A 14,844-nucleotide genomic window follows, 5' to 3' on the forward strand; every position below is an offset into this window, starting at 1 on the left:
CGGCGGCGACACGGCGGGCACGCACCGAGTCCTCCAACGCGACCTGCACCCTGGCCTGCGCGGCCGCGGCGGCAGCCTTCAAACCCTCCAACGCCGTAAGCTCCTCCACCAGTTCACGCTCCGGCGCGCACAGGTCGATGCACTCGAGGGCGGCAGCCGCCGCGCGAACCGCGGCAGAACCGACCGGTGCCGCGGCCGGTCCGGGGTCCCGCCTCGAACCGCTGCCGGCAGACGATACTGGCGCAAGCGCTGCCGCGGCGGGAGGTTCGGGTATGGCCGGATCAAACATCTCAGCGTCTCAATCTTCAGCATGCGTACTGCATGGCCTCGACTACGAGCGGTCACGAACCCTGGACGGATCCGCAGACGCCACCGACAAACCCACTGCCCGGCGGCCAACGATGGTGCTGAACTGCTACTGAAAACAGACTATCCGCCGCCACTGACAGTTTCGGAGGACGCGCCCTCGCTGCCGCTGCCGGCAGCACGGCAATTAGTGGAGTGGCCCTGACCGTCAGCGCCACATTGAGGTGGAAGTCCGCCGCCAGCAGCTCCAACCGCTTGCGCGTGTGGGAAGAAGAAATGACTCGAGGTGTCGATCAGGCGCGTCCGGGACGACATCCACCGGCTTCTCCTCGGCTTGCGGCCACCAACTACCGGAACCGGCCCGGCGTTGTTCCAGCACTTCGTCGGCTGCCAGCCAGCAACTAGCGCGACCGGCCCCGCCGTCGTTCGATCACTTCCTCGGCGGCAGCGACCAGCTGCTTGGCCGACTCGTTCCAGTCGTAGGCCGCCGCTCTGCGGATGCTGGCCTCCGACGCCGCGCGGAAGGCACCGGGCTGGTCGAGCGCTGCCACGGCCGCCGCGAAGTCGGCGGGCTCGTCCGGGTCCACGAGCGTGACGGCGCCGCCACCGACCTCCCGGAAGATGGGGATGTCGCTGGCGATCACCGGCGTTCCGGCGGCCATGGCCTCGATCAGCGGCAGGCCGAAGCCCTCGTCACGGGAGAGCGTGACCAGCGCCGTGGCCCGCTGCAGCAGCTGCTGGTACCCGTCGTCGGAAATCCCGTTGTGGAAGACCAGCCGGCGAGAGTCGACGGCACGCGCCGCCAGCTCGGCCTGCCGATCCGGACGCACCGGGCTGAGCAGATGGAGCCGGTAGTCCGGCAGCAGCGCCATGGCGTCAATGATGGTTTCAACGTTCTTGTACGGCATGAACGAGCCCATGTAGAGCAGGGTCTTGTCGCGGCCGCCCGCGGGATCGCGCGGCGCTCCCTGCGGCTGGGCGGCGTTGGAAACAATCCGGATCGGCCTGCGGGTGAGCCGGTGCCGTCCCATCAACGCCCGCGTGGTGTGGCTGATGGTGGCGACCGTGTCCGCACGGTTCAACAAGAGGCGCTGCGGCCAGTAGGCCTTGTGGTAAAGCCGCCAGAGCCACTGCACCGGCTTGGGCAGGAAGCCCGGCGGTTTGGGGTGGGAGTAGTAGATCAGGTCGTGCAGCGTCAGGATAAGCCCGTATTTGCGGCCGAAGCTGCCCATGGTCTGCATCGGGCAAACGACGACGTCGGCGCCCAACTTGTTCACGCGGCGCGCCACGAAGAGTTCGGCGGGGGAGAGCGGGCTGTTGATCTTGACCCAAGGCACGTCGGGCAGGAACTGCAGTTGCCGCTCGTCGTTGATCAGCATGCTCACGTCCGCCAGCCGGGACGCGGCTTCGATGAGGCTGGCGCCGTACCGGCTGATGCCGTCCAGTTGGTCGGTGCGCGTGAACCGGGCGTCAATCAGGAGTTTCATGCACTCATTCCGTCGATGAAGTCCCGGATGAGGGCGGCGGCCGCTGCCGGGGTTTCGTAATGGATCAAATGCCCGACGGCGGGGATCACCTCCAGCCGGGAGTCCGGGATCATCGCCGCGAGCCTGCGCTGGCTCGCCACGGAACCGATGTCGTCCCGTTCGCCGGCGATCAGGAGGACCGGAAGCTCCAGCAGGCCGGCGACCTGCGCGACGTCGGCGGAGATGGACGCCCGGAAGGCCTCCAGCACCACCTGCCGGTTCGCGAACGCGCTGAAGTAGGCGTCGTGCTGCCCGTGGATGTAGGAACGCAGCTGCGGGTCGCGGGTCTTCGCCATCATGACGCTCATGCCCCGGACGATCAGCCGGTGGCGCAGCAGCCAGAGGCCCAGCCGCTCGGGCAGCCTGGCCCCGGCGAAGTAGTAGAACCCGGCGAGCTGGGAGGGGATCGCCTTGGGGCCCTGCAGCGCGGGCTCGCTGATCGGGTTGACCAGGACGGCGGCCCGGAAGCTGCCAGGATGCGCCGCCAGGTAGTGGCTGACCACGATGGACCCGAAGGAGTGTCCCAGGACGTAGGTGTCCGGGCCCAGGTTAAGTTCGCCGGCCAGGGCGTGCAGGAACCGGGTGTAACCCTCGATATCGTGGGCGCCCGCAGCCAGCGGCTCCGATTCGCCGAAGCCGGGAAGGTCCGGGGCGATCACCCGGTAGCCGGGCAGCCGGCCCACCACCAGTTCCAACCCGTGGTGATCGCCGCGGAAGCCGTGGATGACAAGGACGGTGGGCGCGCCGTCGTCGTCCGCAGGATATTCCCAGTAGCGCACCCGGGCGCCGTCGAGCAGAATTTCGCGGCGCACCGCACGGTCGGCGACGGCGGTCACGCCGGGGTCCCTCCTGATTTCATGCCTTCGACTCTACCGACCCCCGGGCGCGATGCCGCGCAGCGCGGCCGATGTTGCCTGCGCAGCCGCCGGGCCCGCTCGATTGACGCTGGCGTGCGCCGCCGGTTAGGTTCAACAGCAGCCGGGCACGGAAGCCCGGACCCGAGCGTGGAGGACACAGATGGCGGAGTTCGTGCTGGCGATCGACCAGGGAACCACCTCCACGCGCGCGATTATTTTCGACCACGCCGGCACGCCGGTCTCCACCGGCCAGCGCGAGCACCGGCAAATTTTCCCGCAGCCGGGCTGGGTGGAACACGACCCGGTTGAAATCTGGGACAACACCCGCGAGGTGGTGGGCACGGCGCTGTCCCGGGCCAGCCTGACCCGGCACGACATCGCCGCCGTCGGCATCACCAACCAGCGCGAAACCACGGTGGTGTGGGAGAAGAGCACCGGCCGGCCGGTGTACAACGCGATCGTCTGGCAGGACGTGCGCACGCAGCAGATCTGCGACGAACTGGCCGCCGACGGCGGGGTGGACCGCTTCCGCGAGCAGACCGGGCTGCCGCTGGCGCCCTACTTCGCCGGAACCAAGCTGGCCTGGATCCTGCGCAACGTGGACGGGGCGCGGGAACGGGCCGAGGCCGGCGAGCTGCTGTTCGGCACCACCGACAGCTGGGTGCTGTGGAACCTGACCGGCGGGCCGGACGGCGGCACGCACGCCACCGACGTGACCAACGCCTCCCGCACCCTGTTCATGGACCTGCGCACGCTGCAGTGGGACCGGGAGATCCTGGACGCCTTCGGCGTGCCGGCCGCGATGCTGCCGGAGATCCGCTCCTCGTCCGAACCCTATGCGACCGTGCATGGCTCTCAGCTGCTGCGGCACGTCCCGGTCGCGGGCATCCTCGGCGACCAGCAGGCGGCCACGTTCGGGCAGGCGGCCTTCAACCCCGGCGAGGCCAAGAACACGTACGGCACCGGGTGCTTCGTGCTGGTCAACACGGGCGAGGAGATCGTCAGGTCGTCGCACGGCCTGCTCACTTCCGTGGGCTACCAGTTGGGCAAGGCGGCGCCGCACTATGTGCTGGAGGGGTCGATCGCCGTCGCAGGGTCGCTGATCCAGTGGCTGCGCGACAACCTGGGCCTGATCTCGTCCGCGCAGGAGGCGGAGCAACTGGCGGGCACGGTCGAGGACACCGGCGGCTGTTACTTCGTGCCGGCGTTCTCCGGCCTGTTCGCCCCGTACTGGCGGCAGGACGCGCGGGGTGCGCTGGTCGGCCTGACCCGCTTCGTGACCAAGGCGCACATTGCCCGGGCCGCGCTGGAGGCCACGGCCTTCCAGACCCGGGAAGTCCTGGACGCGGTGAACGCCGACGCCGCGGTGCCGCTGACCGGCCTCAAGGTCGACGGCGGGATGGTCGCCAACGATGCGCTGATGCAGTTCCAGGCGGACATCCTGGGCGTGCCCGTCATGCGGCCGCGGGTCACCGAGACGACGGCGCTGGGAGCGGCCTACGCCGCGGGCCTCGCCGTCGGATTCTGGGAGGACACGGACCAGCTGTCCCGGAACTGGGAGCAGGACAAGGTGTGGGAGCCGCAGATGCCGGCGGAAGAGCGGGAACGCAGGCTGCGTTTGTGGAAGAAAGCGGTCACCCGGACCTTCGACTGGGTCGACGACGATGTCCTGTGAACGTGCGGTAAAGTGGTCCCATGTTCGCACTGCTCCTTAGCTAGCCGCTGCCGCGGGGCCCAGGCCCTGCTTCAGCGGCCCGCCCCTCCGATGCCGAGGGGCTTTTGTGTGTCTAGGGGAGTCAGGCCAGTGCGCAGTACAGACAAGAGGACGAGGCAAGCACAGTGAGTACGCAGCCGGGAACGGAACAGCACGAGTACAGTTTCTCCGCCATGGAGGCCAAGTGGCCGGCCGTGTGGGAGGAACTTGATGTCTTCGCTCCCGCCGACGACGGTTCCCGCGAACGCCGCTACGTGCTGGACATGTTCCCCTACCCCTCCGGCGACCTGCACATGGGCCACGCCGAAGCCTTCGCCATGGGCGACGTCGTGGCACGCTACTGGCGGCTGAAGGGCTACGACGTCCTGCACCCGATCGGATGGGACTCCTTCGGCCTGCCGGCCGAGAACGCCGCGATCAAGCGCAACGCCCACCCCAGCGAGTGGACCTACGCCAACATCGACACCCAGGCGGCGTCCTTCAAGCGTTACGCGATCAGCGCCGACTGGTCGCGCCGGCTGCACACCTCCGACCCGGAGTACTACCGCTGGACCCAGTGGCTGTTCCTGCGGTTCTACGAGCGCGGCCTGGCCTACCGCAAGAACTCCCCGGTCAACTGGTGCCCGAAGGACCTGACCGTGCTGGCCAACGAACAGGTGGTCAACGGGGCCTGTGAACGCTGCGGCACCCCCGTGACCAAGAAGAGCCTGAACCAGTGGTACTTCAAGATCACCGATTACGCCGACCGCCTGCTGGACGACATGGACGAGCTCAAGGGCCACTGGCCGGAGCGCGTGCTGGCGATGCAGCGCAACTGGATCGGCCGCTCCGAGGGCGCGCACGTCCGGTTCACGGTGGAGGAGGCGGGCGGACGCCCGGCCCAGGACGTCACGGTCTTCACCACTCGCCCGGACACGCTGAACGGCGCCACCTTCTTCGTGGTCGCGGCCGACGCGCACCTGGCGCTGGACCTGGTGGCCCCGGAGCATCACGATGCGCTGATGGCCTACCGGGAGCAGATCAAGGCACTCTCCGACATCGAGCGCCAGTCCACCGAACGCGAAAAGACCGGCGTGTTCCTGGGCCGCTACGCGATCAACCCGCTCAACGGCGAAAAGCTGCCGGTCTGGGCCGCCGACTACGTGCTGGCCGACTACGGGACCGGCGCCATCATGGCCGTCCCGGCGCACGACCAGCGCGACCTCGACTTCGCGAGGGCCTTCGACCTGCCGGTCCGCGCCGTCGTCGACACCGGGGAAGGGGACCCGGCCGAGACCGGGATCGCCACCAGCGGCGAAGGCACCCTGATCAATTCCGGCGAGCTGGACGGCCTGTCCAAGACCGAGGCCATCGCCCGCGCCATCGACCTGGTGGAGGCGGCCGGCACCGGCGAGAAGACCGTGAACTTCCGGCTGCGCGACTGGCTGCTGTCCCGGCAGCGGTTCTGGGGCGCGCCGATCCCGATCGTCCACTGCGACGAGTGCGGCGAGGTCCCGGTTCCCGATGACCAGCTGCCCGTGCGGCTGCCCGACGACCTGCGCGGCGAAGCCCTGTCGCCCAAGGGCACCTCGCCGCTGGCCTCCGCCGCGGACTGGGTCAACACCGACTGCCCGAATTGCGGCAAGGCCGCCCGCCGGGACACCGACACCATGGACACCTTCGTGGATTCGTCCTGGTACTACCTGCGCTTCGCCTCCCCGGACTACGCCGAGGGCCCGTTCGAGAAGGACGCCGCGGCTCGCTGGCTGCCGGTGGACCAGTACGTCGGCGGCGTGGAGCACGCCATCCTGCACCTGCTCTACAGCCGGTTCTTCACCAAGGTGCTCAAGGACATGGGCCTAATCGACTTCGACGAGCCGTTCCGCGCGCTGTTGAACCAGGGCCAGGTGCTCAACGGCGGCAAGGCGATGAGCAAGTCGCTGGGCAACGGCGTGGACCTGGGCGAGCAGTTGGACAAGTTCGGCGTGGATGCCGTGCGACTGACCATGATCTTCGCCTCCCCGCCCGAAGACGACGTGGACTGGGCGGACGTCTCGCCCTCCGGCTCGGCCAAGTTCCTGGCCCGGGCCTGGCGGCTGGGACAGGACGTCGCCTCCGCTCCGGGCACGGAGTACGACGACGGCGACCGCGCCCTGCGCTCTGTCACCCACCGGACCGTTGCCGACGCGGCGGAACTGCTCGATGCCGGCAAGTTCAACGTGGTCATCGCCCGGCTGATGGAGCTGGTCAACGCCACCCGCAAGGCCATCGACGCCGGACCCGGTGCCGCCGACCCGGCCGTCCGCGAGGCCACCGAGGCCGTGGCCATCATCCTGAGCCTGTTTGCCCCCTACACCGCGGAGGACCTCTGGGCCCGGCTGGGCCACGAACCGTCCGTCGTCAAGGCGTCCTGGCCGGCCGTGGACCAGTCCCTGCTGGTGCAGGACACGGTCACGGCCGTGGTGCAGGTAGCCGGGAAGGTGCGCGACCGGCTGGAGGTGGCAGCCGACGTCGACGCGGACGAGCTGGAAAAGCTCGCCCTGGCCTCGCCGCAGATCATCCGGACCCTTGACGGCCGCGGAGTGCGCAAGGTGATTGTGCGCGCGCCGAAGCTGGTCAACATCGTGCCGGCCTGACCGGCGGCCCGGCCCCGATGAATTGGCTCGAGCACCTCGTACAGCGGTCCAAGCAGCTGCTGCATCAGCAGCAGCAGGCGCCTGCCCGGCCCGGGCAGCCGCCGCGGCACCGGGTCGCCGTCGTCACGGATTCGGCCGCTTCGCTGCCCGCGGACTGGGTCAATCAGCCGGACACCGCGGACTGGCTGCGGGTGGTGCCGATGCCGGTCATGATCTCCGGCCAGATCTACGGGGAAGGCGTCGACGACGTCGCGTCCGCCCTGGCGGTCGGGCTCGCCGAGGGGCGCGACATCAAGACGTCGCGCCCGTCGCCGGGCCTTCTGGAGCGGACCTACCGAGAGCTCGAAGACCTGGGCTTCGACGCGATCGTTTCCATCCACCTCTCGGCCGAGCTCTCCGGCACGATCGAAGCGGCGGGCCTGGCGGCCGACGGCGTGGGCATCCCGGTTGAAGTGGTGGACACGCGCAGCGCCGCGCTCGGTGAAGGATTTGCCGTCATCGATGCCGTCATCGCCGCGCAGAGCGGTCTCGACCGGCAGGCCGTGACGGAGCGGGCCAAGGCGGCCGCCGTGTGTTCGGACGTGTTTTTCTACGTGCCCAGCCTGGACCAGCTGCGCCGCGGCGGCCGGATTTCCGCCGCCTCCGGCCTGCTCGGCACCCTGCTGGCGATCAAGCCGCTGCTGGCCATCCGCGACGGTGCCATCCTGCCGCTGGATAAGGTGCGCACCGCTGCCCGCGCCCAGGCCCGGCTGCAGCAGCTGGTGGTGCGCCGGATCGAGGAGCTCGACTACGAACCCCGGGTTGCCGTGCACTACTTCGGCAACGAAACCGAGAGCCGGGCCATCGCTGAAACCCTGCAGCAGTACCTGAGCGACGAGGTCCTGCTGACTCCGGTACCCTCGGTCCTGGCCGCCCACACCGGCCTGGGCGTCGTCGCGGTGGTCGTCGGTCCGCCGACGCCGCCCCTGGACTAGTCGTTCCGGGGAACAACCTTTTGCTTACCTGCGGCACAACTTCCATATCGATACTCGTGTGCCAGTAATTCCAAAGGCGTAGGGACGACAATGAAGCATGGCCGCGCCCGAAGTACCGACACGCGCTCCGAAGAGCAAACTGGAGCGCATCTCTGATCACGCCATGTGGTGGCTGCCCATGGCGGCTTTGCTGCCTGCAAATATCCTGCTGCCGAATGCGGACTTTGGCGCCCGGATCCTCACCAGCCTCGGGGCAGTCGTCCTCGTCGAGGTCCTGCTGCTGGTCGGCGTGAGACGCGACAAACGCAAGCGTCTGACCGTGGATATCGAAGAACACGGGATCATCGATTGCCTCCTTCGCTATCCAAATGCTGTGCCCGGGTCACTGCGCGACCGCTGGGCACACGGGTCGGCACAGCTCAAACCAAGGACCATCGTGTTCAGAGAGCAAAACGTCATTGAACCCTTTGGCCTCGACCAAGTCATCGGAGCGCCTCGAATCCTCGAAGTCCAGTCACCGCCCGAGCAACGGGTGCTGCCTCCGTCTACGCGAAAGGAGCTCCGAAGGAACCAGCGCGTGGTCAGTATCCGAACGAGGGACGGCGAAGTGGAAGTGGCAGCTGATGAGATGAGCCTCGACTCCTTGCGCAGGCTCGTCTACGGAACAAACGATGGCGATTGAACGCTCACGACCGTGGTCGAGTCACGCCGCGCGAAGCCGGCGGTGATGCCAGGCCTAAGCGAGCTGCTCCAGTTTGTAGATAGCCATGACGGGGCCATCATCTCTAACAGGTACCGGAAAATTTGTTGCTCAACGTGACACCAGCTTCAGGAGTACCTAGGCCCGGCTTTACTGCGACCGAGCGCCGGCCGGACCACGCTGCCATCAACAGCCCTGCCAGCACCGCCGCGCCGGCGAAGCCCCGCGGCGAAGCCCATCCGAGCTCCGGCAGCGTCAGCGCCACTGCAACGACCGCGCAGGAGAGCAGGAACTCGACGGCGGCTCGCAGGAGCCGCTGCCTGTAAGCAGGCGATGCGGTGAAGTGTGCCAGCGGTACTAGCGGCACCATGGCGAGTAGGGCGGTACCGAGAAACGGGTAGAGCCCGTAAAAGACGAAGAACAGCGACGACGCCGCCAGGAGCACCACGAAAAGTGCCAGCTTTGCCACCCGCTGCGTCCCGCCGTAATTGTCCCAACGCCGGCAGACAATGGCCCAGGCCGGCAGGCCCAGCAACCAAAGCCCGCCCCAGTAGCCGGTGCCCAGCACCCACAGCGCCACCATCAACAAACCGGGCAGAACGAATGCCAAGACGCGGCCCCAAGTGACATCTCTGCGACCAGGACCGTAAATGAACACCCCAATCACTGCGTACACGATCAAGTACCCAGGCAACAGCTCAGCATCAGGCCGGGTCGCCAGCTCAAAGAGGAGCAACAGCATGCCAATGGCTGCGACAGCAACAGCGGCTACTACCCAGGGGCGGCCTGGAGCCGCCACATCGTCAAGCCAAGCCCGCCGATGCATCAGGGTTTCCATGCCTGCAGTATTGCAGAGCGGGCGGTAGATACCCCGCCCGCTCTGCCGCCCATCCTGCACGCCGCACACATCACGACGCGGCAGCATACGGGTGTTCGCAGGATTGATCAGAAGTCTCGAACGTGGAAGACAGACTTGAGGTTCAACTGGCGCAGGGGTTGGCTTTCTTTGAGGTTGTCGATAAGAACCGATGCTTCAACCCACGTCGCGCCAATTTCGTGGGTGAGTCGTTGGAGCGCCAAGAGCTGACCGCCTGTATCGACCAAATCGTCCACGTCAAGGACGCGGTCTCCGGATCTGATGAGGCCTTTGGGGAGCCCAAGTTGAAGGTGGCGGTCTTTATAGTCGGGCTGGCTCGTGACTGTGACCCAGGGATCGCTGTCGAAGGTTGGGGCTGCGTCTTTTGGCACTGGACAGAACCCGACGCCCAGAGTCGACGCAGTCAGTGCCCCTGTCAGGTACCCGCTGGCGGACGGGCCAATGACAACGGTGGGAGCGGCTGCGCGGAAAGGTTCGGCGAGCAGTTCGCCTATGCCGGCCAAAACCTCTGGCTCCCGCCACCAACTAAAAAGATTGAAGTAGTTTTGGTTGATTGAGCGGGTCGTTTTCCACTCGAATAGCTCCGCCATACGCTGTCGGAGTGCTCTAGGTTTCGCGGCCATGGGCTGAATCCTAATATCCAAGACCGTTTCGCAGGCATCCCCATGCCTAGCTGGAACCATGCCACCAGTGGGAGTGCGAAAGCGCTGAGAATGCCCCGTTGCTTGGCCTGCCGCCGCGGTCCCTTGGGGACTTCGGAACGAATCCGGGGGCTTGTTATCTTGGGTAACCTCCTGCTTCACGCCCGAAGTCGACGGGCTACGGCCAGTATGTCCGCTATTTTCGGTCCGTGCGGGGCGCGAATAAGCGTCGAAAACCTTTGAGCGGCGTAGGCCGGGAAGCTCGCTCTTCATAGTGCCCCCGAAGATCCTGCAGAAGGTTTTCGTATTCGGTCCGTTCAAAGGTGAAGGACTGGCCCGGGAAGATCCAAGGCTCGTCGTCAGCGGCCTGCCAGCCGAATCTCTGCCATGTGATTGTCTGGGGCGTCTGCGACAGTTCCATGCTTATCGTGCCGCACCATAGATCGCCGCAGACCGGACAGAGCAGGAGCGCAATACGCCCGTCGTCGAAGTCACCCGGCATATGTCCCAGCAGTCGGTCTAAGAACTCCAATGCAGCCTTCGGTGACCAATCATCACGTAGTGCCGTGGTTTCCTGTTCCGGCCGCGCCGCGTCTTCTGGAATTCTCAGCAGGTCCTTTAGGGGCCGACCGTCAACCAGGAATCCGAGGAAGTCCAGCGGGTGCTCTCGTCCTGTGGGAAATTCCATGTAGTGCGAGGTAGCAGTTTCGACACTTAGTCGGTGGCGATCGTTTCCCATGCACTCAGTATTGCTGGAGATTTGATTGTCCATGCAGATTTCTGATTTCTTCCGAACAGACAATACGCGTCAAGAGGTACATGCGTGTCTCGTCGGTCAAACAGGGGGGAAGCAGAGACTAGCGGGCGTCGGTGTCAGGACAGGCGTCCCCGCGGAGGTGTCCGGACCGCAGCGGCCATCCTGAAGCTGCGTATTCCTTTCCTCCACAGACGGCGCCGCCGGAGCCGCTGTCCACGACAGTTTGCTGCACGGCGGGGCCGCAGCACCGCCGACCTAGTGTTGCCGCATGGGCCGACACCGCTGGCTTCCGTCAACCGCCCGCGGCGGCATCGCGTCGCAGCCGCGGCGAATTCCGCGCTTCCGCATAGCCCTCGGGGCCGCATTCGTGGTAGCCGGTCTGTGCCTGGGCTATGGACTTGTTTCGCTGGCCACCGCAGATGTGAGTCGCTCGGCTGCTCCCATCCTCGATAGCATCCCGCTGGCGTCCGAGCCGGCTGCCGGCCCGTCTGCCGACGAGGAAAGGGAAGGGGAGCCCTCCGCCGCCGGCGAGGACGGTACGGAGACCGCGGGCGCACCGTCAGGCGGCGGCCTCGACATCATCGTCCATGTGGCCGGGGCCGTTGCCTCGCCGGGGATCGTTCGGCTGGCCGACGGCTCCAGGGTGTTCGAGGCCATCGACGCGGCCGGGGGTGCGACGAAGAAGGCCCAGCTCGAGGCGCTGAACCTCGCGGCGCCGCTGACCGACGGACAGCAGGTCTACGTGCCCACGCCGGATGCGCCCGGGCCGCCACAACCGGCGGCCGGTTCGGGAGGTGGCGGCGGTGCCGGTGGGGGCTCCGGCGGCGGGGAAGCTAAACCCGGCGGGGGCGGTGCCGGTGAGGGTCCGGCTGGCAAGATCAACATCAATACGGCGACGGCCGAGGAGCTCCTCGAGCTGCCCCGGGTAGGACCGGTTCTTGCCGCCCGGATTGTCGAGTTCCGCGAGCAGCACGGCCCGTACGGGCAGCCATCGGATCTTGATGCAGTGCCCGGCATCGGGCCGGTCATGCTGGAGGCGCTGGTGGAGCTGGTGTCGGTATGAGCCGCCCGCCGCGCTGGCAGCGGTACGCGGATGCGGCCAGACGTCCTTCTGTCGCCGGGCTGGACCAGAATGAGGGAGGACAGCAGCCCAGACGGCGCAGCGACCTGGGCCGTCTGTTGCTGCGCCACGTCAAGCCAGATCCCGCGGCCGCTGAGGCCGCTGCTGCGGAGGCCGGCGGCCGGCGCCTGGATCTTCGATTGGGGCTCGTCGCGGCGGCATGCTGGGCAGCTGCACTGGCGCTGCCCCACGCGCCGCCGGGGGTGGCCCTGCTGAGCGCGGGCGTGCTGTTGGGAACCGCCTGTGCAGCGGCCGCCCGTTTGCTATTACCGCTGCGGCCGGTCCGGCTCCTGCCTCGGCCGGCCAGCCTGTTGGCACGCGACCACCGGGCCCGGCCCCGGGAAGGCCCGCCTCAGCCACGGTCGCCCCGGGAGGGAAGCCGGCACCACCCACGGGCCCGGCAGCAGGGGCACTCGCCTCAATCCCGCGTCCGACCTCGGCGCGGCGGCGGCGCGGGAGGCATTGCCGTCGTCGTTGCGCTGTGCAGTTGCACCGGGCTGCTGGCACTGACGGTGGGGCTGCAGCAGGCGGAGCGGCTGGCGGGCCCGATCGGGACGGCCATCACGGGCGAGCAGACCATCACGGCCCGCCTGGTGGCGACCGGGGACGCCGCGGAAGTGAAGGCGCCGCGGCAGTTTGGCAGCGGGCCGCGTTTCCACCTGACCGCGACTATCGTCGAGGCCACGGCCGACCGCGTGCGGTTCGAGGCCGACACGCCAGTGCTGGTCCTCGGCGGTGCCGAGTGGTCCCACGTGCGGTTCGGCGAGCGGCTGCGGACCTCCGGCAAGCTCGTCCGGGCGGACCCGGGCCAGGCCGTCGACGCCCTGCTGATAGCAGCCATCGCCCCGTCGGAGCGCTCGGCACCGCCCCTAAACGCGTGGGTCTCGGCCCTGCGCGGCCAGTTCGTGGCGGCGCTGGCGGGATTGCCACCCGACGCCCGGGGGCTCCTTCCCGGGATGGTGCTGGGGGACAAGGAACACCAGGGTGCGGACCTCGAGGAGGCCATGCGGCGCACCGGGCTGACGCACCTTCTCACCGTCAGCGGCGCCAATGTTTCGTATGCGCTGGCCTTCATCTACCTGCTCGGATCGGCGGTCCGCCTGCCCCGGTGGGCGAAGGCAGTTGCGGGCCTTGTTGGTCTCGCCGGGTTCGTGCTGCTGGTCCGGCCGGAGCCCAGCGTGCTGCGGGCGGCGGTGATGGGTTCGCTGGGAGTGGTTGCGGTACTGAGCGGAAGGCGCAGGGCAGCGCTGTCCTTCCTGGCCGTTGCGGTGCTGGTGTTGCTGATCGTCGATCCGTGGCTGGCGGCCAGCTACAGCTTCGTGCTCTCGGTGTTGGCAACCCTCTCCCTCGTGCTGCTGGGGACCGTGTGCTCCCGCCGCCTGCAGCGCTTCCTGCCGGTCCCGCTGGCGCACGCGGTCGCCATGCCGCTGGCGGCGCAGGTTTTCTGTGCCCCGGTCATTGTCCAGCTCCAGCCCGAACTGGCCTTGTATGCAGTCCCCGCCAACGTGGCTGCAGGTCCGCTGGTCCCCTTCATCACGGTCGCCGGGATGATCGGGACGGGACTGCTGCCGCTGTTGCCAGGACCGGGCGCCGCGGTGCTGCATGCCGCGGGCTGGATGACCTTGTGGATCGCAGGGGTCGCCCGCTGGTTCTCCGAATTGCCCATGGCCGCGCTGCCGTGGGCGGGTGGCCCGCTGGGTGCCGCCGGAGCGGCGGGTGCCGGTTTGGCGCTCCTGTGGGGATTGCGGGCCGCGGACAGGCGGCGGGCTCCGCAGGAGCAACACCTTGGGTCCGACGACGCCGGGTCTGAGTTGCGGGGGCGCGGCTTCGCTTCCGGCATGCGCCCTACGTTGCTCAAGCTGATCTGTTGGACGGCCCTGCCCGGGCTCGCGGCAGGGGCGCTGGCGGGTGCGCTGCTGCGGCCGGCACCGGCGGGGGAGTGGGACGTGGCGGCCTGCGACGTGGGACAGGGTGATGGCCTGGTGGTGCGGACGGGCGAGGGCAGCGCGATCGTGGTGGATACCGGACCCGACCCGGAGGCGATGGACCGGTGCCTTGACGGACTCGGCGTGGAAAGGATCGACCTGCTGGTGCTGACGCACATGCATTTTGACCACTATGGCGGACTCGCGGGAGCCGTTGCGGGACGGCAGACAGCGCGGGTGCTGTACTCGAGCGCGGAGTTAGCGCCACCGGCTTCCGTGCTGGCCACGCTTGAGGGCCAGCGGCTGCAGGCCGAGCGTGCCTTTGCGGGCCTTTCCGGCTCGTCCGGAGCAGTTGCCTGGGCGGTGCACTGGCCGGTGGAGGGCGGGGGCGGCCTGTCCGAAAACGACGTGAGCATAGTCCTCGACCTCACGCTGCCGTCGCCTGCCGGGGGATCGACGCGGATGCTGCTGACCGGCGACCTGGAGGAGGAGCAATTGCCGGCCCTGATGCGCCGGTTGGGCCCGGACTTCGCAGTCGACGTGCTCAAGGTCAGCCATCACGGCGCACGGAACGGGGGAACCGAACTTATCACCGCGCTGCGTCCGGCCGCGGCCCTGATCTCCGTGGGCGCCGGCAACGATTACGGCCATCCGGCGGGCGAAATCCTGGCGGCGCTCCAAGCAGCCGGCGCGCACGTCCTCAGGACCGACGAGCTGGGAACGGTTCTCGTGGACGTCGGCGACCGGGAATTGTCCGTCCGTGCCAACCGCTAGCCGGGCAGCGGAGGCCCGAGCCGGCCGGGCAGGGGAGAACTGTGCCAAGTGGGTAACG

The 14,844-nt window shown here is 68.0% G+C and carries 11 protein-coding genes; 6 read left to right on the top strand and 5 right to left on the bottom strand.

What is annotated here, in order from left to right; all coding sequences use genetic code 11:
* Window positions 1-707: 707 nt before the first annotated feature.
* Window positions 708-1,793, bottom strand: coding sequence for a glycosyltransferase family 4 protein (locus AC5RUP_RS08975; RefSeq protein WP_494153909.1), 1,086 nt, complete (start codon window positions 1,791-1,793; stop codon window positions 708-710).
* Window positions 1,790-2,668, bottom strand: coding sequence for an alpha/beta fold hydrolase (locus AC5RUP_RS08980; RefSeq protein WP_494153910.1), 879 nt, complete (start codon window positions 2,666-2,668; stop codon window positions 1,790-1,792). Before AC5RUP_RS08980 ends, AC5RUP_RS08975 begins: the two co-directional genes overlap by 4 nt.
* Before the next feature lie 181 nt (window positions 2,669-2,849).
* Here AC5RUP_RS08980 and glpK point away from each other — a divergent pair, with 181 nt between their 5' ends.
* The 4 genes from glpK (at window position 2,850) to AC5RUP_RS09000 (ending at window position 8,674) form a co-directional block, all read left to right on the top strand.
* Entirely contained in the window at window positions 2,850-4,364 is a 1,515-nt protein-coding gene (glpK, locus tag AC5RUP_RS08985; RefSeq protein ID WP_494111220.1) for a glycerol kinase GlpK, read from the top strand.
* 164 nt (window positions 4,365-4,528) lie between these two features.
* Window positions 4,529-7,018 (top strand): leucine--tRNA ligase, encoded by a 2,490-nt coding sequence (leuS, locus tag AC5RUP_RS08990; protein ID WP_494153911.1) that lies wholly within the window; start codon window positions 4,529-4,531, stop codon window positions 7,016-7,018.
* Window positions 7,019-7,035: 17 nt separating this feature from the next.
* On the top strand, window positions 7,036-7,992 hold the full coding sequence (locus AC5RUP_RS08995) for a DegV family protein (RefSeq protein WP_494153912.1): 957 nt from the start codon (window positions 7,036-7,038) through the stop codon (window positions 7,990-7,992).
* Between the two features lie 97 nt (window positions 7,993-8,089).
* Complete coding sequence (locus AC5RUP_RS09000; protein WP_494049907.1) at window positions 8,090-8,674, top strand: hypothetical protein; 585 nt, start codon at window positions 8,090-8,092, stop codon at window positions 8,672-8,674.
* Window positions 8,675-8,777: 103 nt separating this feature from the next.
* On the opposite strand, the gene AC5RUP_RS09005 is transcribed toward AC5RUP_RS09000, so the two are convergent.
* The 3 genes from AC5RUP_RS09005 to AC5RUP_RS09015 form a co-directional block, all read right to left on the bottom strand.
* The gene (locus AC5RUP_RS09005; protein ID WP_494153913.1) at window positions 8,778-9,530 is read right to left on the bottom strand and encodes a hypothetical protein; all 753 of its coding nucleotides are present in this window, start codon (window positions 9,528-9,530) and stop codon (window positions 8,778-8,780) included.
* A 107-nt stretch (window positions 9,531-9,637) separates the two neighbouring features.
* Window positions 9,638-10,192 (bottom strand): phosphoribosyltransferase family protein, encoded by a 555-nt coding sequence (locus tag AC5RUP_RS09010; protein ID WP_494153914.1) that lies wholly within the window; start codon window positions 10,190-10,192, stop codon window positions 9,638-9,640.
* A gap of 214 nt (window positions 10,193-10,406) precedes the next feature.
* On the bottom strand, window positions 10,407-10,982 hold the full coding sequence (locus AC5RUP_RS09015) for a hypothetical protein (protein WP_494153915.1): 576 nt from the start codon (window positions 10,980-10,982) through the stop codon (window positions 10,407-10,409).
* Between the two features lie 253 nt (window positions 10,983-11,235).
* Between AC5RUP_RS09015 and AC5RUP_RS09020 the strand changes: the two genes are divergently transcribed.
* The gene (locus AC5RUP_RS09020) at window positions 11,236-12,030 is read left to right on the top strand and encodes a ComEA family DNA-binding protein (protein ID WP_494153916.1); all 795 of its coding nucleotides are present in this window, start codon (window positions 11,236-11,238) and stop codon (window positions 12,028-12,030) included.
* Window positions 12,031-12,599: 569 nt separating this feature from the next.
* The gene (locus tag AC5RUP_RS09025; RefSeq protein ID WP_494158477.1) at window positions 12,600-14,786 is read left to right on the top strand and encodes a ComEC/Rec2 family competence protein; all 2,187 of its coding nucleotides are present in this window, start codon (window positions 12,600-12,602) and stop codon (window positions 14,784-14,786) included.
* Window positions 14,787-14,844 lie beyond the last annotated feature (58 nt).

It is taken from the genome of Arthrobacter sp. Y3223151 (assembly GCF_059091125.1).

Coding starts and splice junctions, on each gene's coding strand:
- AC5RUP_RS08975 (WP_494153909.1), bottom strand. CDS start 1,793: ATGAAACTCCTGATTGACGCCCGGTTCACGCGCACCGACCAACTGGAC.
- glpK (WP_494111220.1), top strand. CDS start 2,850: ATGGCGGAGTTCGTGCTGGCGATCGACCAGGGAACCACCTCCACGCGC.
- AC5RUP_RS08995 (WP_494153912.1), top strand. CDS start 7,036: ATGAATTGGCTCGAGCACCTCGTACAGCGGTCCAAGCAGCTGCTGCAT.
- AC5RUP_RS09000 (WP_494049907.1), top strand. CDS start 8,090: ATGGCCGCGCCCGAAGTACCGACACGCGCTCCGAAGAGCAAACTGGAG.
- AC5RUP_RS09005 (WP_494153913.1), bottom strand. CDS start 9,530: ATGGAAACCCTGATGCATCGGCGGGCTTGGCTTGACGATGTGGCGGCT.
- AC5RUP_RS09010 (WP_494153914.1), bottom strand. CDS start 10,192: ATGGCCGCGAAACCTAGAGCACTCCGACAGCGTATGGCGGAGCTATTC.
- AC5RUP_RS09015 (WP_494153915.1), bottom strand. CDS start 10,982: ATGGACAATCAAATCTCCAGCAATACTGAGTGCATGGGAAACGATCGC.
- AC5RUP_RS09020 (WP_494153916.1), top strand. CDS start 11,236: ATGGGCCGACACCGCTGGCTTCCGTCAACCGCCCGCGGCGGCATCGCG.